Source organism: Massilia orientalis, from assembly GCF_030411975.2.
Lineage (GTDB): Bacteria > Pseudomonadota > Gammaproteobacteria > Burkholderiales > Burkholderiaceae_D > Telluria > Telluria orientalis.
Map to the genome: position 1 here is coordinate 209,669 of NZ_JASNRB020000004.1, position 15,812 is coordinate 225,480.

A 15,812-nucleotide genomic window follows, 5' to 3' on the forward strand; every position below is an offset into this window, starting at 1 on the left:
CGCAGTCTAACCCGTTTGGATTAGCCGCGCACGCGCTGTTAAGGATCTGTAATGAGAGTACAAGCTGGGTAGCTTAATGGTTGTTACAGTGTGTATCAAACTTGCCCAGCAGAATCGTCACGCCACCTTCGTCAATACCGGCTTCCGCCCCTGCTCCACGTCCGCGAGCTGCGTATCCGTCATCGGACCGCTGCCGCTGTACTTGTCGAGGTACAAATAAATCACCGGGGTGATGTACAGCGTGATGACCTGCGAGAAGATCAGGCCGCCGCACACCGCGAGACCCAGCGGCTGGCGCAGCTCGGCGCCGGCACCGAGGCCCAGCGCGATCGGCAGCGCGCCCATCAGCGCGGCCAGCGTCGTCATCATGATCGGGCGGAAACGCAGGATGCACGCCTGGCGGATCGCCTGCTCCGGCGCCATGCCCCGGTTGCGCTGGGCGTCGAGGGCGAAGTCGATCATCATGATCGCGTTCTTTTTCACGATGCCGATCAGCATCAGGATGCCGATGATGGCGATCATCGTCAGGTCCAGGTTGAACAGGCGCAGCGTGAGCAGCGCGCCCACCGCGGCGGACGGCAGGCCGGCCAGGATCGTGATCGGGTGAATGAAACTCTCGTACAGCACGCCCAGCAGCACGTAGATGACGCCGACCGCGGCGACGATCAGGATCAGCTGGCTCGACTGCGAATCCTGGAACACGGCCGCGTCGCCGCCGTATTTCGTGATGATAGCCGCGGGCAGCTTCATGTCGCGGCCCATCTGCTCGATGGCGGCCGTGGCGTCGCCCAGCGGCGCGTCCGGCGCGAGGTTGAACGACAGCGTGATCGCCTGCAGCTGGCCCTGGTGGTTGACGGCGATGGGGCCGACCGTGCGTTTCACCGTCGCCACGCTGGAGAGCTGCACCAGCTGGCCCGTCTTGCTGCGCACCGACAGGCGCGACAGCGCGTCCTCGAACTGGCGGTCCTCGTTGGCCGTTTCCAGGATCACGTAATAGCTGGCCGCGCTGGAATAAATCGTCGACACCTGGCGCTCGCCGAACGCCGCGTACAGCGCCGTGCGGATGTCGCCCACCTGCACGCCCAGCAGGTTCGCCTTGTCGCGGTCGATGTCGAGCTTGGCCTGCAAGCCCTTGTCCTGCGTATCGCTCGTCACGTCGCGGAACAGCGGGTTGTTGCGCATGCGCTCAATGTACTGGTTGGCCCACTGGCTGATGTCGGCGCCGGACACGCTCTGCAGCGTGTACTGGTAGCGGCTCTTGCTCGGGCGGCCGCCCAGCTGCAGGTTCTGCACGGGTGCCATGTAGACATTGACGCCGGCAATCCCGCGCAGCGACTTGCGCAGGCGGTCGACGACCTGCGGCATCTTGTCGCGCTGGGCGCGCGGCTTCAGCACGATGAACATGCGGCCATTGTTGCCGCCGCCGGTGAACGAGGTGACGTCCTGCACGGCCGGATCGGCCTGGATCACTTCCGCCACCTTCGTCTGCAGCACGACGAGCGCGGACGACGAAATGTCCTCGGCCGCTTCGGTCGTCACGCGCAGCTGGCCGATGTCTTCCTCGGGGAAGAAGCCTTTCGGGATGGTCGTGTACAGCACGACGGTCAGCGCGAACGTGCCGAACGCGACGATCAATACGACGAAGCGGTGCTTCAGCGCCACGTCGAGCGTCTTCTCGTAGGCGTTGCGCAGCGCCGTGAAGCCGCGCTCGAAATGACGGCCGATGAAGCTTTTCTCTTCCGTGTGGTCGTGGCCATGTGCCGGGAGCAGGCGCGACGCCAGCATTGGCACGAGGGTCAGCGACACGGCGGCCGACACGAGGATCGCGAGGCCGACGATGACGGCGAATTCGTGGAACAGCAAACCGATCACGCCCGGCATGAAGAAGATCGGGATGAACACGGCAATCAGCGACACCGAAATCGAGACGATGGTAAAACCCATCTCGCGCGAGCCGTCGAGCGCGGCGCGCAGCGGCTTCTTGCCCATCTCGATGTGGCGCACGATGTTTTCCAGCACGACGATCGCATCGTCGACGACCAGGCCGACGGCCAGCGTGATGCCCAGCAGAGAAATGTTGTCGAGGCTGTAGCCGAGCCAGAACAGCAGCGCCAGCGCGCCCAGCAGCGAGATCGGCATCGTGATCGCGGGGATGAACGTGGCCGACGCGCGGTGCAGGAACAGGAAGATCACGAGCACGACGAGGCCCACCGTCAGCGCCAGCGTGAAGTTCACGTCATGGATCGCCTCGCGGATCGATCGGGAACGGTCGTTGACGAGGTTGATCTTGATGGACGCGGGCAGCTGCGACTGGAAGCGCGGCAGCAGGCGGCGCACGCCGTCGACCACTTCGACCGTGTTCGCGTTCGGCTGGCGCTGCACCAGCAGCACGATGGCGCGCTCGCCGTTGTAGGCGCCGAAGGCCCGGGTGGACTGGTAGCTGTCCTCGACGGTGGCCACGTCGCGCAGGCGCACCGGCAGGCCGTCGCGCGTGGCGACGATCAGGTTTTCGAAGTCGGCCGCCTTCATCATCTGGGCGGGCCCCTGGATGGTCAGGGTCTGCTGCGGACCGTCGAGGATGCCCAGCGCCGAATTCGAGTTCGCCGAGCGCAGCGCCGTCGCCAGCTCGTCCATCGTGAGGTTGCGGGCATTCATGAGGTCGGTCTTCGCGCGCACGCGCACGGCGAAGCGCTTGCCGCCGTTGACGGACACCTGCGCCACGCCCGGCAACGTCGAGATCGCGGGTGACACGAGGTTTTCCGCGTAATCGTTCAGCTCGGACAAGTTCATCGACGGCGACGTCATCGTCATGAACAGCACGGGCGCATCGGCCGGATTGACCTTGCGGTACGACGGCAGCGTCGTCATTTCCTGCGGCAGCTGGCGCTGGGCTGCAAGGAGTGCGGCCTGGACGTCGACGGCGGCCGCGTTGACGTCGATCGACGGGTCGAATTCCAGCGTGAGCGACGTGCTGCCCTGCGTGCTCGTCGACGTGATCAGGTTGATGCCGGCGATGGTCGAGAACTGCTTTTCGAGCGGCAGCGCGACGGACGAGGCCATCGTCTCGGGGCTGGCGCCGTCCAGGTTGGCGTTGACGTTGATGACGGGCGTGTTATAGCTGGGCAGCGCCGCGACGGGGATGTGCGAATACGCCAGGATGCCCACGAGGATCAGGCTGATCGACAGCAGCACGACCATCACGGGCCGGCGGATGCACAGTTCGGACAGGTTCATCGTGTTCAGCCCTTGTCGGCGACGTGGACGTCTTTGCCCTTGCCTTTGCCCATGTCGGACGCCAGGCGGACCTTGGCGCCCGGGCGCACGTTCTGCTTGCCGTCGGTAATGACCTGCTCGCTGCCGGCGAGACCGCTGACGGCCGCATCCACGCCCGCGCCGTACACGCGGCGCACCGGCACGAGGCGGGCCGAGTGGTCCTTCTCGAGCACGTAGACGAACGTGCCCTGGGCATTGGTGATGATGGCGTTCTGCGGGATCACGACGGCATCCTTCAGCGTCTGCACGATGACCTTCGTGTTCACGTACTGGCCGGGCCACAGCGTGGTCTCGCGGTTGTCGAACTCGGCCTTCACCTTGATCGTGCCGGCTTGCGGGTCGACCGTGTTGTCGACGAAGCTCAGCAGACCCTTCACCGGCGCCAGGTCGGCGCCCGGCAACGCCTCGACCTCGACCTTGCCCCGCTTCTGCGCCGCCAGCAGCGACGGCAGGCTGGATTCCGGCAACGTGAACGCGACGGTGATCGGGTCGAGCTGGGTGATCGTCGTGAGCGACGTCGCCGGCTGCACGAGGCTGCCCGGATAGACGTTGATGCCGCCCACGCGGCCCGACATCGGCGCGCGGATCGCGGTGTAGCTCGTCGTGACGCTGCTCGCGCGCGCGGCGGCGGCGTCGGCCTGCAGGGTGGCGCGGGCCTGGTCGACCTGGGCGCGCAGCGTGTCGACGGCGCTCTGGGCGATGAAGTGCTGCGCGAACAAGTCCTGGCTGCGCTTGAACTGGCGCTCGAGGTCGGCCAGCGATGCGCGGTCGCGTGCGACCTGGGCCTGGGCCTTGTCGAGGTTGGCGCGGTCTTCGCGGTCGTCGAGCGAGAACATCAGCTCGCCCTGTTTGACGAACTGGCCTTCCTTGATGTGGACTTGCCGGATGGTGGCGGTCGTCTGCGGGTGCAGGTCGACGGTGCGGATCGGCGTCACGGTGCCGTTGGCCTGCTGCACGACGGCCACGTCCTGGCGTTGCGGCGCCACGACGTTGACGACGGCTGGCGGCTGCGCCCCGTTACCCTTGCCGCCCGGGGTGGCGGCCCCGTCGGCATGCGATTCGGACCCGTCCTTCATGGCCCACGTGGCGGCGCCGACGGCAACGACGATGCCGGCGACAATCGCGATATTCTTGGTCTTCATTCCACTCCCTGTGCCGCCTGTCCGCGGTCTTTCTCTTTGTGTATTTATGCGATGAGGGTGACACCGACCGCAAGACCGGAGCTCCGGCGGAGATTGTCCCACACGGGTGTAACAGTAATGTTTCTGCCCGTGCGATTTTTCAGCGTGCTTATTTGCCGGGATAAAATTCCGGCAACATCAGGGTCGCTTCGAGCCCGCCTTCCGGATGATTGGCGAGGTTGATGCTGCCGCCGTGCTGCTCGGCGATGTTGCGGGCGATGGTGAGCCCGAGGCCCGTGCCGCCCGATTCGCGCGAGCGCGACGTCTCCACCCGGTAGAACGGGTCGAACACGCGCGCCAGCTCGGCGCCCGGAATGCCGGGGCCGGCGTCGCGGATGCGGATGCGCGCCGCGCCGTTGATGCGGTCGACGCTGACCCTGGCCGCGTGGCCGTACTTGACGGCGTTGTCGATCAGGTTCACCAGGCAGCGGCGCAGGTCCATCGGCCGGCCCAGCAGCGCCATGCCGGCGTGCCCCGTCAAGGTCACGCGCTGGCAGCTCTCGGCCGCGTCGGCGACGACGGAGTCCAGCAGCGAGTCGAGGTCCAGCATCTGCATGGCTTCGTTCGTGTCCATGCTGCGCGCCAGATCGAGGCCTTCGCGCACCATCGCCTGCATCGCGGACAGGTCGCCGATCAGGCGCTCCTGCAATTCCGGTTCGTTGACCTTTTCCAGGCGCAGGCGCATGCGCGTGAGCGGCGTCTGCAGGTCGTGCGTGATGGCGGCCAGCATCTGCGTGCGCTGGAAGATGTACTGGCGGATGCGCGCCTGCATCGCGTTGAAGGCGGCGCTCGCCTGGCGGATCTCGTCGGCGCCCGTGAGGTCGAGCGGCGGGTGGTTGATGTCGTTGCCGAGATCTTTCGCGGCCTGCGCCAGCTGCTTCAGCGGACGCGTCGTCATGCGCGCCACGAGGTAGGCGAGGAAAGCGACGCTGACGAGGAAGATCGAGATCGTCCACGTGTAGTCGGTGCGCTGCGGCGACGTGGCCGAGCGCGGCGGCAGCACGGACAGCACGAGGTCGTCGCCGTCGCGCAGGCGCACGGCGATGCTCTCGCACGTACCGCGCCACTTCATGCGCAGCAGGCCGAACACGACGGGCTGCTCGCGCGCCGTCGAGCACGCGACGGGACGCGCGGCCAGCGACCGCATCAGATACCCTTTGCCCATGCGGGCGGCGAGCGCCTGGGTGAATTCGGAGTTGGTCGGGGCAAGCGCCGCCGGATGGGTGTCGACGTCGGCGAGCTGCATGCCGGGACGGTTGGCCACGTCGAGGTAGGCCTTGCGCGCGGACTCGGGGACGATCTCGGTGGCCATGATGAGTTGCTCGGCCCGGTCGAGGTTGTGCAGGTCGCGGAACTCGTCGATGACGCGCGCGCGCTCGGCGTCGGCCAGCAGCTGGGTCAGCGCGGCCGTGAGCAGGATGCCCAGCAGCAGGGTAGCAAACACGCGGCCCGTCATCGAGCCGAGGAAAGCTCTCACGCGCTCGGCTCCACCGTGACCTGGCCGGCCAGCACGTAGCCGCCGTTGCGGACGGTCTTGATGATCTGGGGCATGCGCGCATCCTCGCCCAGCTTCTGGCGCAGGCGGCTGATCTGGATGTCGATCGAGCGGTCGAACGGATCGGCGTCGCGGCCCTGCGTGAGGTTCAGCAGCTGGTCGCGGTTCAGCACGCGGTTCGGGTGCTCCAGGAAGACGCGCAGCAGGCGGAACTCGGCGCCCGACAGCATGATGATGACGCCCTGCGGATTGACGAGGTGGCGCGCGGTGAGGTCGAGCGTCCAGCCCGAGAATTTCATCTGCTGCACGTTCTCGGCCTGCGAGGTCGGCGGCATCGCGTGGCTGCGGCGCAGCACGCTGCGGATGCGCGCCAGCAGTTCGCGCGGCTCGAACGGCTTCGGCAGGTAGTCGTCCGCGCCCATTTCGAGGCCGAGGATGCGGTCCAGCGGCTCGCTGCGGGCAGTGAGCATGATGACGGGCATGGTCGAATGCGCACGCAGCTTGCGGCACAGCGTGAGCCCGTCGTCGCCCGGCAGGTTCAGGTCGAGCACGATCAGGTCCGGACGCGACTCGTCCAGGAGTTTCCACATGGCGGTGCCGTCGGCCGCGGCAAGCGCGCGGTAGCCGTTCGCTTCCAGGTAATCGGCCAGCAGCGAGCGGATATCGCGGTCGTCGTCGACGATCAGGATGGTAGATGGATTGTCCATAACGCCATTATCGCGAGTTGTTCGAACCCTGAACAGTCACTTTGTATCGGCTTGTATATGGATCTTCCAGGGAAACAAATTGATACAAAGAACGAGAGACGGGAAACGCTGCGCTTACATCTTCGGCCCATGATGGGAACCGTGCGAAGACGACGCGATGCACGCAGATCGGAGCATGAAGACAACGTTTGGCGGTTTGCCAACTTTAACCCCACTAGGAAACCTGAGATGAAAACCTATCGCAAACACCTCCTCGCCGCCCTGTCTGCGCTGACCCTCGGCGCTGCCGCACTGGGCGCCCATGCACAGACGACGGACCAGGCCGCACCGCAGGCCCGCCACGGCATGCAGCACCAGAAGCTGACGCCGGAACAGCGCGCGCAATTCCGCGCCAAGCGGATCGCGAAGCTGCACGACCAGCTGAAGATCACGCCGGCCCAGGAAAACGCCTGGAATGCGTTCGTGACGTCGATGCAGCCGCCTGCACGCCAGCCGCACGACCGCGCCGCCTGGGCCAACCTGACGGCACCGGAACGCATGGCGAAGATGATCGAGCGGCAGAAGCTGCGCACGGCCGCCCTCGAGCAACGCCAGGCGTCGCTGAGCACCTTCTACTCGGTCCTGAGCGCGGACCAGAAGAAGACGTTCGACGAGAAGGCGGCGCGCTTCGGCCACGGCCACGGCCACGGCGGGCATCGTGGCTGGCAGCAGCGCGGCCATACCGCGCAAGGTTGAATATCCACCGTCGCTCCCGCGCAGGCGGGAGCCCAAGTTCCTCGGCTTGGCCACGAACTTGGGGCCCTGCCGTCGCAGGGGCGACGTTGTTTTGTACAGCGTGAGGATTACTGCAGCTTGCCCAGCGAACCCAGGAACTTGTTCGCATCCTGGTAGCCGATCACCCGGCTATCGGGAATCTCTTTCCCCTGCTTGTCGAACAGGATGATGCCCGGCGGCCCGAACAGCCCGAAGCGCTTGAGCATCGCCCGGTCATCCGCATCGTTGGCCGTCACGTCGACCTGCAGCAGCACGGTATTTGCCAGCCGCGCCTTGACGGCCGGATCGACGAAGGTCAGCTTTTCCATCTCCTTGCACGACACGCACCAGTCGGCGTAAAAATCCAGCATCGCGGTGCGGCCACCGGTGGCGGCCAGCGCGGCGTCGAGCTGGTCGACGGTCTTGATGCGCGTGAACGCGAGCGGCTGCGCGGGCGCGCCGCCCGTGAAGCGGGCCAGCGGCGCGAGCGGGTCGCGCGCACCGCTGGCCACGCCGACGAGCTGCGTCGCGCCCAGCACGACGCTGGCGGCGCCGAGGGCGAGACCGGCCCAATGCCCGCGCAGGCCGCGCAGCAGGTAGAAACCATAGCCCAGCAGCAGCGCGGCCCACAGGACCATCTGCACGATGCCCGGCAATACGGGCGCGGCCATCCACAAGGCCATCGCCAGCATCAGGACGCCAAAGAAGCGCTTCACGGATTCCATCCACAGGCCCGCGCGCGGCAGCAGGGAGCCCGCGGAGACGCCCACGAGCAGCAGTGGAATGCTCATCCCGACCGCCATCGCGAACAGGGCGGCGCCGCCGATGACGACGTCGCGCGTCTGGCTGATGTACACGAGCGCACCCGCGAGCGGCGCGGCCACGCACGGGCCGACGATCAGTGCGGAGATCGCCCCCATCACGAACACGCCGGCCAGCTTGCCGGACGACTGGCGGCCGGAGGCGCTGGACAGCCGCGTCTGCAACGCGGCGGGGACCTGCAACTGGTAGACGTCGAACATCGACAACGCCATCACGACGATCAGCAGCGCGAAGCCGCCCAGCACCCAGGGATTCTGCAGCGCGGCCGCCAGTCCTTCGCCGAGCAGGCCGGCCGCCACGCCCAGCGACGTGTAGACGATCGCCATCCCGAACGAGTACGCGAGCGACAGCACGAAGCCGCGCGTGCGGTGCACCTGTTTTCCTTCACCCACGATGATCGACGACAGGATCGGCACCATCGGCAGCACGCACGGCGTGAACGCGAGGCCCAGGCCCAGCAGGATGAACGCGGGGACGATCGCCAGCAGGCGGCCACCCTGCAGCAGCGAGGCGATGCCGGAGAGTTCGGACGGCGCCGCCGGTGTCACGGGCGCGACGGGCGCCTGTGCGAGTGCGGGTGCGGGTGCGGACGCGGGCGCGGGCGCGGGCGGCGTATCGACCTGTGGCGCGGGTTGTCCCGGGAAGTTGAACCCGCCGCCCTGCCCCGGCGCAACGCTCATCTGCGGCGCGCTGCCGCCGGCACCGGGCGTGAGCTGGACCGACGCATCCTGCGGCGGATAGCACAAGCCCTTGTCGGCGCAGCCCTGGCCGGTGGCGGTCAGCGTGAACGGTCCGGCGGCTTCGACCGGGATGCGGATCTCGACCCCGTTGTGATAGGTCTCGACGTTCTTCTGGAACGTGTCGTCGTACTTGATCTTGCCGGGCGGGATGACGGCCTCGCCGAGCTTCGCGCCGCTTGCCGCGAAATGGAAGCGCTCGCGGTACATGTAGTAGCCGTCCGCGATTGCGTAATTGACGACGATCGTGTGTGCGTCCGCCATCTGCGCGGAGAACTTGAATGCCTGCTCAGGCGGCAGGAAGTCGTCGTCGGCGTGGGCGGGCGAGACGAAGGCGAGGCAGGCCAGCAGCCATGCGGCCAGCAGTCGCGTTATCGACAGGGAAAAAGATCGGGACATGGTCGGAATATTGGTTCAACGCATCAGCATGGTACACCGGGTGCGTTTAGTGCGCTGCAGACGAAAAAAAACCAGGCCGGAGCCTGGTTTTTCATGTTGCTTGAACCGCGATTACTCGGCGGTCGGCGCGTCGTCAGCCGAGGTGACTTCCGGACGATCGACCAGCTCGACGAAGGCCATCGGGGCGTTGTCGCCAACGCGGAAGCCCATCTTCAGGATGCGGATGTAGCCGCCCGGACGCGCGTTGTAGCGCGGGCCGATTTCGGCGAACAGCTTCTGGACGATTTCGCGGTCACGCAGGCGGGCGAATGCCAGGCGCTTGTTGGCCAGGGTGTCGCTCTTGCCCAGGGTGATGATCGGCTCGACGACTTTGCGCAGTTCCTTGGCTTTCGGCAGGGTGGTCTTGATCGCTTCGTGACGCAGCAGCGAAACGGTCATGTTGCGCAGCATGGCGAGGCGGTGGGACGAGGTACGGTTCAGCTTGCGAAGGCCGTGACGGTGACGCATGGTATTTCCTTTCGAGTTAAGTTTAAATCCGAGCTCTTCGATCGCCGCTGATGCGCGACGCGGGCCGGTTGGCGTTGAACGCCCGGGACACCTGCCCCGGGCGGGTGCTGCAAATTACTTTTCCAGACCTGCGGGCGGCCAGTTCTCGAGCTTCATGCCCAGGGTCAGACCACGGGAAGCCAGGACTTCCTTGATCTCGTTCAGCGACTTGCGGCCCAGGTTCGGCGTCTTCAGCAGTTCGTTTTCCGAACGCTGGATCAGGTCGCCGATGTAATAGATGTTCTCGGCCTTCAGGCAGTTTGCCGAACGGACGGTCAGTTCCAGGTCGTCCACCGGACGCAGCAGGATCGGATCGACCAGCGGCGCACGCGACGGTGCTTCCGCGGCGGCTTCGGTGCCTTCCAGGGCAGCGAACACGTTCAGCTGGTCGACGAGGACGCGGGCCGACTGGCGGATCGCTTCTTCCGGCGTGATGACGCCGTTGGTCTCGATGTTGATGATCAGCTTGTCGAGGTCGGTACGCTGTTCGACACGAGCCGATTCCACGGCGTACGACACGCGGCGGACCGGCGAGAACGATGCGTCCAGGATGATGCGGCCGATGGTCTTGTTCGTGTCTTCCGACAGGCGGCGCACGTTACCCGGCACATAGCCGCGGCCTTTTTCGACCTTGATCTGCATGTCCAGCTTGCCGCCGGCGGTCAGATGGGCGATCACGTGTTCCGGGTTGATCAGTTCCACGTCATGCGGCAGGTCGATGTCCGAAGCCAGGACCGGGCCTTCGCCTTCCTTCTTCAGGGTCAGCGTCACGGAGTCGCGGTTGTGCACCTTGAACACGACGCCTTTCAGGTTCAGCAGCAGGTCGACGACGTCTTCCTGCACACCATCCAGCGACGAGTACTCGTGCACGACGCCGGCGATCGTCACTTCGGTCGGCGCGTAGCCGATCATCGACGACAGCAGCACGCGGCGCAGCGCGTTACCCAGCGTGTGGCCATAACCACGTTCGAACGGTTCCATCACGACTTTCGCGTGGCCGGCGCCGAGCGTTTCGACATCGATAATACGTGGCTTCAACAAACTATTTTGCATGAGTGTCCTCTTCAATACCCTCGGCTCGTTACACCGATAAGGCTGATGGCATCAGTAGTAGAAACGCCTGCTTCTTCGAGCAGGCGGTGTAGCGAATTCAATATTCAAACGGGGGCCTACCCCGTCGTTCCCGCGAAAGCGGGAACCCATACACAGTCGGCTTTAGCCAGCTCAGTATGGATCCCCGCTTTCGCGGGGACGACTTCGGCGCGGGATGACCGCGCCGAAGTCGATTAACGCGAGTACAGTTCGACGATCAGCGCTTCGTTGACGTCGGCAGCGATCTCGTTACGCTCCGGATACGAACGGAAGGTCGCTTCCATTTTCTTGGCGTCGACCGACACCCAGCTCGGGAAGCCAACCTGCTCGGCCAGCGACAGGGCTTCGAGGATACGGGTCTGCTTCTTGGCCTTTTCGCGGACGGCGACGACGTCGCCGGTCTTGACCTGGTACGAAGCGATGTTCACGACGTTGCCGTTCACGGTCAGGGCCTTGTGGCTGACCAGCTGACGTGCTTCGGCGCGGGTCGAGCCGAAGCCCATGCGGTAGACGACGTTGTCCAGACGCGATTCCAGCAGCTTCAGCAGGGTCTCACCGGTGTTGCCCTTGCGGCGCGACGCTTCGGCGAAGTAGCGGCGGAACTGACGCTCCAGCACGCCGTAGATACGCTTGACCTTCTGCTTTTCGCGCAGCTGGTTGCCGTAGTCCGACGTACGCTGGCCCGACTTGACGCCGTGCTGGCCCGGCTTGACGTCCAGTTTGCACTTCGAATCGAGCGAGCGGCGTGCGCTCTTCAGGAACAGGTCGGTGCCTTCACGGCGCGACAGTTTTGCTTTAGGTCCGATATAACGTGCCACGTTAAACTTCCTTTGTTTGAATGATCACGCCCCGGATGCGGCCGAAGTTCAGTACTTCTTCCACAACAGGCGCTAGTCCAGTTCTGCGATGAGACCGGACGTGGCTTACAAAAACCTCATGGCCAGGACGGCCCGAGGCGACAATAGCCGGGCAGTATAACCCATTTCTGGGCTAACTGCACCGGCGATTCTTTACACCACGGCGTGTGGCGCATCGATGCTGCGACGGGCGGCGAACCGCCCGGGCAACATTAGATACGACGACGCTTCGGCGGACGGCAGCCGTTGTGCGGAACCGGCGTCACGTCCTGGATCTCGGTGATCTTGATACCCAGGTTGTTCAGCGCGCGCACAGCCGACTCACGGCCCGGGCCCGGGCCCTTGATGCGGACTTCCAGGTTCTTCACGCCGTATTCCTGAGCAACCTTGCCAGCTGCTTCGGCTGCGACCTGAGCCGCGAACGGGGTCGATTTACGCGAACCCTTGAAGCCTGCGCCGCCGGACGTCGCCCACGACAGGGCATTGCCCTGACGATCGGTGATCGTGATGATGGTGTTGTTGAACGATGCGTGGACGTGTGCGATGCCTTCGGCGACGTTCTTCTTGACTTTCTTGCGGATGCGGGCTGCAGCCGCCGAGCTTTGTTGCTTAGCCATGGTCAGTTCCTAGATTATTTCTTGAGCGATTGAGCTGCTTTGCGCGGGCCCTTGCGGGTACGTGCATTGGTACGGGTGCGTTGACCGCGGACCGGCAGGCCTTTGCGGTGACGCATGCCGCGGTAGCAGCCCAGGTCCATCAGACGCTTGATGCTCATGGACAGCTCACGGCGCAGGTCGCCCTCGACTACGAACTTGCCGACTGCATCACGCAGCTTTTCCAGCTCGTTGTCGTCCAGGTCCTTGACCTTCTTGTTGGTCGCAACGCCGGTCGATTCGCAGATCTGCTTCGAGCGGGTACGGCCGATACCATAGATCGCCGTCAGGCCGATGACGGTGTGCTGGTGATTGGGGACGTTGACCCCTGCAATACGTGCCATTCGATATTCCTCGTATTAACCTTGACGCTGCTTGTGACGCGGCTCGACGCAGATCACACGGACCACGCCCTTGCGCTTGATGATCTTGCAGTTGCGGCAGATCCGCTTGACTGAAGCGTTAACTTTCATTTTGCACTCTCTTCCAGATTCGATAACTTGATTAGTTTTACTTGGTGCGGAACACGATGCGGGCCCGGGACAAGTCGTAAGGGGTCAGCTCCACCGTTACCTTGTCACCCGGAAGAATGCGGATGTAATTCATCCGCATTTTACCCGAGATATGTCCAAGCACCACGTGCCCGTTTTCCAGCTTCACGCGAAAGGTCGCGTTCGGGAGGTTCTCCAGAATCTCCCCTTGCATTTGGATGACGTCGTCTTTTGCCATTCGGTCTATTCACTCCTGGGGGCGCCGGCCGCTCAACGCGACGGGATACCGCCCTTGAAATTAGCCTTGCGCAGCAGCGATTCATATTGCTGCGACATGACGTAGTTCTGCACCTGCGCCATGAAATCCATCGTGACGACCACGATGATCAGGAGCGAGGTTCCGCCAAAGTAGAAAGGTACTTTCCACTGGCTCTGGAAGAACTCCGGCACCAGGCACACCAGCGTGATATAGACCGCACCGGCCAGGGTCAGGCGCATCAGGATCTTGTCGATGTAGCGTGCGGTCTGCTCGCCCGGACGGATGCCCGGTACAAACGCGCCGCTCTTCTTCAAGTTGTCCGCCGTTTCCTTGCTGTTGAATACCAGCGCCGTGTAGAAGAAGCAGAAGAACACGATGGCCACCGCATACAGCAACGCGTGGATCGGTTCGCCCGGGCTCAGCGAGGCAGCGAGGTCTTTCAGGAACCCGACGACGGGGCTGTTGACATCTTTGCCGCGCGTGAACCAGTCGACGATCGTGGCCGGGAACAGGATGATCGACGAAGCGAAGATCGGCGGGATCACCCCAGCCATGTTCAGCTTCAGCGGCAGGTGGCTGGTTTGGCCACCATAGATCTTGTTACCGACCTGGCGTTTCGCGTAATTCACCAGGATCTTGCGCTGGCCGCGTTCGACGAACACGACAGCGTAAGTCACCAGGGCTACCAGAATCACGATGATGATCGCGGAGAAGCTACCGATCGAACCGTTCGACACCAGGGTGAACAAGCCACTCAGTGCGCCCGGCAGACCTGCTGCGATACCGGCAAAAATGATGATCGAGATACCGTTGCCAAGACCGCGCTCGGTGATCTGCTCGCCCAGCCACATGAGGAACATGGTGCCGGTCAGCAGGGTCACGACGGTCACGAGGCGGAAGCCCATGCCCGGGTCGATCACGAGGCCTTGCTGCGCCTCGAGCGCGACGGCGATACCGAACGCCTGGAACAGAGCCAGCACGACCGTGAAGTAACGGGTGTACTGGGTGATCTTGCGGCGGCCGGCCTCGCCCTCTTTCTTCAGTGCCTCCATCTGCGGCGAGACGATCGACACCAGCTGCATGATGATCGAAGCCGAAATGTACGGCGTGATGCCAAGTGCGAACACGGCAAAACGAGACAAGGCACCGCCCGAGAACATGTTGAACATGCCGAGAATGCCGCCCTCGTTCTGCTTGAACAGCTGGGCCATGGCGATCGGGTCAATCCCGGGGACCGGGATATGAGCTCCGATACGGTACACGACCAATGCGCCAAGCAAGAACCACAACCGGCCCCAGGGGAAACCGGATGTAGCACTTTTACCAAGTTGTGAATTAGTCGCCAATTTTTGCTCCGATCAGGCAGCGGTCGCGTTTAGGCGACCGAGCCGCCAGCTGCTTCGATTGCTGCTTTCGCGCCAGCGGTTGCCTTGATGCCTTTCAGGTTCACCGCTTTGGTGATTTCGCCCGACAGGATCACGCGCACGTCGCGAGCGACGACCGGCAGCACGCCGGCTTGCTTGAGCACCAGGACGTCGACGTCGGCGACGGCCAGGTTGTTCAGGTCCGACAGACGCACTTCAGCCTTGAACGTAGCGTTCAGCGACTTGAAGCCACGCTTCGGCAGACGGCGCTGCAGCGGCATTTGACCGCCTTCGAAGCCGACCTTGTGGAAGCCGCCCGAACGCGACTTCTGACCCTTGTGACCGCGGCCGGCGGTCTTGCCCAGGCCCGAGCCGATACCGCGACCGACGCGGCGCTTGGCGTGTTTCGCGCCTTCAGCGGGTTGGATGGTATTGAGTTGCATTATTTTCTCCGTTGACCAAGCCGCAGCTTAGTCGACAATTTTCACGAGGTAGTTGACCTTGTTGATCATGCCGCGGATCGCCGGGGTGTCCTGCAGCTCGGAAACCGAGTTGACACGACGCAGACCCAGACCGCGCACGGTGGCGCGGTGATCCTGGCGGGTACCGATCAGGCCTTTGACCAGCTTGACTTTGATGGTGTTTGCCATAGTTATTCCCCTTAACCCAGGATCTCTTCCACCGACTTGCCGCGCTTGGCAGCGATGTCGGCCGGAGTGCTCATTTTTGCCAGACCGTCGAGGGTCGCGCGAACCAGGTTGTACGGGTTCGACGAACCGGTCGACTTGGCGACGACGTCGGTCACGCCCATGACTTCGAAGATTGCGCGCATTGCGCCGCCTGCGATCACGCCGGTACCCGGCTTGGCCGGCGACATCATCACGTACGACGCGCCGTGGCGGCCGGTGACGCTGTGCTGCAGCGTGCCGTTCTTGAGGGGCACCTTGATCAGGTTGCGGCGGGCTTCTTCCATCGCTTTCTGCACGCCGACCGGAACTTCCTTCGACTTGCCTTTGCCCATGCCGATGCGGCCATCGCCGTCACCGACAACGGTCAGCGCTGCAAAACCCATGATACGACCACCCTTGACCACTTTGGTCACGCGGTTGATCGCGATCATTTTCTCGCGCATGCCATCATCCGGCTTGTCGCTTGCCATTTTCGCTTGCATTTTTGCCATGAC

General features: G+C 64.1%; 17 protein-coding genes. 1 reads left to right on the plus strand and 16 read right to left on the minus strand.

The features are described from left to right. Nucleotides 1-117: 117 nt before the first annotated feature. The 4 genes from QPK29_RS07300 to QPK29_RS07315 all read right to left on the minus strand — a co-directional run bounded on the left by QPK29_RS07300 (nt 118) and on the right by QPK29_RS07315 (nt 6,656). Nucleotides 118-3,234 carry an efflux RND transporter permease subunit gene (locus QPK29_RS07300; protein ID WP_371770640.1) on the minus strand — a complete coding sequence of 1,039 codons (3,117 nt, stop codon included), beginning with the start codon at nt 3,232-3,234 and terminating at the stop codon, nt 118-120. Between the two features lie 5 nt (nt 3,235-3,239). Continuing rightward, complete coding sequence (locus QPK29_RS07305; RefSeq protein WP_371770641.1) at nt 3,240-4,415, minus strand: efflux RND transporter periplasmic adaptor subunit; 1,176 nt, start codon at nt 4,413-4,415, stop codon at nt 3,240-3,242. 148 nt (nt 4,416-4,563) lie between these two features. Further along, nucleotides 4,564-5,931, minus strand: a complete 1,368-nt coding sequence (locus tag QPK29_RS07310) for an ATP-binding protein (RefSeq protein WP_056126511.1) — start codon at nt 5,929-5,931, stop codon at nt 4,564-4,566. Further along, entirely contained in the window at nt 5,928-6,656 is a 729-nt protein-coding gene (locus tag QPK29_RS07315) for a response regulator (protein WP_056126509.1), read from the minus strand. The genes QPK29_RS07310 and QPK29_RS07315 overlap by 4 nt, the downstream gene beginning before the upstream one ends. A 228-nt stretch (nt 6,657-6,884) precedes the next feature. On the opposite strand from QPK29_RS07315, the gene QPK29_RS07320 reads away from it, so the two are divergent. Next, a complete protein-coding gene (locus tag QPK29_RS07320; RefSeq protein WP_371765279.1) occupies nt 6,885-7,391 on the plus strand; it encodes a Spy/CpxP family protein refolding chaperone in 507 nt (168 codons plus the stop codon). A gap of 107 nt (nt 7,392-7,498) precedes the next feature. Here QPK29_RS07320 and dsbD read toward each other — a convergent pair whose 3' ends face one another. The 12 genes from dsbD to rpsE form a co-directional block, all read right to left on the minus strand. Further along, the gene (gene dsbD / locus QPK29_RS07325) at nt 7,499-9,367 is read right to left on the minus strand and encodes a protein-disulfide reductase DsbD (protein WP_371770642.1); all 1,869 of its coding nucleotides are present in this window, start codon (nt 9,365-9,367) and stop codon (nt 7,499-7,501) included. Nucleotides 9,368-9,478: 111 nt separating this feature from the next. Continuing rightward, a complete protein-coding gene (gene rplQ, locus QPK29_RS07330; RefSeq protein ID WP_056126504.1) occupies nt 9,479-9,874 on the minus strand; it encodes a 50S ribosomal protein L17 in 396 nt (131 codons plus the stop codon). A gap of 114 nt (nt 9,875-9,988) precedes the next feature. Continuing rightward, nucleotides 9,989-10,966 carry a DNA-directed RNA polymerase subunit alpha gene (locus QPK29_RS07335; RefSeq protein WP_036240374.1) on the minus strand — a complete coding sequence of 326 codons (978 nt, stop codon included), beginning with the start codon at nt 10,964-10,966 and terminating at the stop codon, nt 9,989-9,991. Nucleotides 10,967-11,199: 233 nt separating this feature from the next. Beyond that, the gene (gene rpsD, locus QPK29_RS07340) at nt 11,200-11,823 is read right to left on the minus strand and encodes a 30S ribosomal protein S4 (RefSeq protein ID WP_056126502.1); all 624 of its coding nucleotides are present in this window, start codon (nt 11,821-11,823) and stop codon (nt 11,200-11,202) included. Between the two features lie 251 nt (nt 11,824-12,074). Then, nucleotides 12,075-12,479, minus strand: a complete 405-nt coding sequence (rpsK, locus tag QPK29_RS07345) for a 30S ribosomal protein S11 (RefSeq protein WP_036172227.1) — start codon at nt 12,477-12,479, stop codon at nt 12,075-12,077. Between the two features lie 14 nt (nt 12,480-12,493). Further along, complete coding sequence (gene rpsM / locus QPK29_RS07350) at nt 12,494-12,859, minus strand: 30S ribosomal protein S13 (protein WP_036240369.1); 366 nt, start codon at nt 12,857-12,859, stop codon at nt 12,494-12,496. A gap of 15 nt (nt 12,860-12,874) precedes the next feature. Then, nucleotides 12,875-12,988, minus strand: a complete 114-nt coding sequence (gene rpmJ / locus QPK29_RS07355; RefSeq protein WP_005663407.1) for a 50S ribosomal protein L36 — start codon at nt 12,986-12,988, stop codon at nt 12,875-12,877. A 37-nt stretch (nt 12,989-13,025) separates the two neighbouring features. Continuing rightward, the gene (infA, locus tag QPK29_RS07360; protein WP_005663428.1) at nt 13,026-13,244 is read right to left on the minus strand and encodes a translation initiation factor IF-1; all 219 of its coding nucleotides are present in this window, start codon (nt 13,242-13,244) and stop codon (nt 13,026-13,028) included. 32 nt (nt 13,245-13,276) lie between these two features. Continuing rightward, nucleotides 13,277-14,611 (minus strand): preprotein translocase subunit SecY, encoded by a 1,335-nt coding sequence (gene secY, locus QPK29_RS07365; protein WP_160406731.1) that lies wholly within the window; start codon nt 14,609-14,611, stop codon nt 13,277-13,279. A 29-nt stretch (nt 14,612-14,640) separates the two neighbouring features. Beyond that, a complete protein-coding gene (rplO, locus tag QPK29_RS07370; protein ID WP_036240364.1) occupies nt 14,641-15,072 on the minus strand; it encodes a 50S ribosomal protein L15 in 432 nt (143 codons plus the stop codon). Nucleotides 15,073-15,099: 27 nt separating this feature from the next. Continuing rightward, the gene (gene rpmD / locus QPK29_RS07375) at nt 15,100-15,279 is read right to left on the minus strand and encodes a 50S ribosomal protein L30 (protein ID WP_036240361.1); all 180 of its coding nucleotides are present in this window, start codon (nt 15,277-15,279) and stop codon (nt 15,100-15,102) included. Between the two features lie 11 nt (nt 15,280-15,290). Further along, a complete protein-coding gene (gene rpsE / locus QPK29_RS07380) occupies nt 15,291-15,809 on the minus strand; it encodes a 30S ribosomal protein S5 (protein ID WP_036240359.1) in 519 nt (172 codons plus the stop codon). Nucleotides 15,810-15,812: the final 3 nt, after the last annotated feature.

Bases quoted from the DNA above. Each gene is read 5' to 3' on its own strand.
- QPK29_RS07300 (WP_371770640.1), bottom strand. From the start codon at position 3,234: ATGAACCTGTCCGAACTGTGCATCCGCCGGCCCGTGATGGTCGTGCTG.
- QPK29_RS07305 (WP_371770641.1), bottom strand. From the start codon at position 4,415: ATGAAGACCAAGAATATCGCGATTGTCGCCGGCATCGTCGTTGCCGTC.
- QPK29_RS07315 (WP_056126509.1), bottom strand. From the start codon at position 6,656: ATGGACAATCCATCTACCATCCTGATCGTCGACGACGACCGCGATATC.
- QPK29_RS07320 (WP_371765279.1), top strand. From the start codon at position 6,885: ATGAAAACCTATCGCAAACACCTCCTCGCCGCCCTGTCTGCGCTGACC.
- dsbD (WP_371770642.1), bottom strand. From the start codon at position 9,367: ATGTCCCGATCTTTTTCCCTGTCGATAACGCGACTGCTGGCCGCATGG.
- rplQ (WP_056126504.1), bottom strand. From the start codon at position 9,874: ATGCGTCACCGTCACGGCCTTCGCAAGCTGAACCGTACCTCGTCCCAC.
- QPK29_RS07335 (WP_036240374.1), bottom strand. From the start codon at position 10,966: ATGCAAAATAGTTTGTTGAAGCCACGTATTATCGATGTCGAAACGCTC.
- rpsK (WP_036172227.1), bottom strand. From the start codon at position 12,479: ATGGCTAAGCAACAAAGCTCGGCGGCTGCAGCCCGCATCCGCAAGAAA.
- rpsM (WP_036240369.1), bottom strand. From the start codon at position 12,859: ATGGCACGTATTGCAGGGGTCAACGTCCCCAATCACCAGCACACCGTC.
- rpmJ (WP_005663407.1), bottom strand. From the start codon at position 12,988: ATGAAAGTTAACGCTTCAGTCAAGCGGATCTGCCGCAACTGCAAGATC.
- infA (WP_005663428.1), bottom strand. From the start codon at position 13,244: ATGGCAAAAGACGACGTCATCCAAATGCAAGGGGAGATTCTGGAGAAC.
- rplO (WP_036240364.1), bottom strand. From the start codon at position 15,072: ATGCAACTCAATACCATCCAACCCGCTGAAGGCGCGAAACACGCCAAG.
- rpmD (WP_036240361.1), bottom strand. From the start codon at position 15,279: ATGGCAAACACCATCAAAGTCAAGCTGGTCAAAGGCCTGATCGGTACC.
- rpsE (WP_036240359.1), bottom strand. From the start codon at position 15,809: ATGGCAAAAATGCAAGCGAAAATGGCAAGCGACAAGCCGGATGATGGC.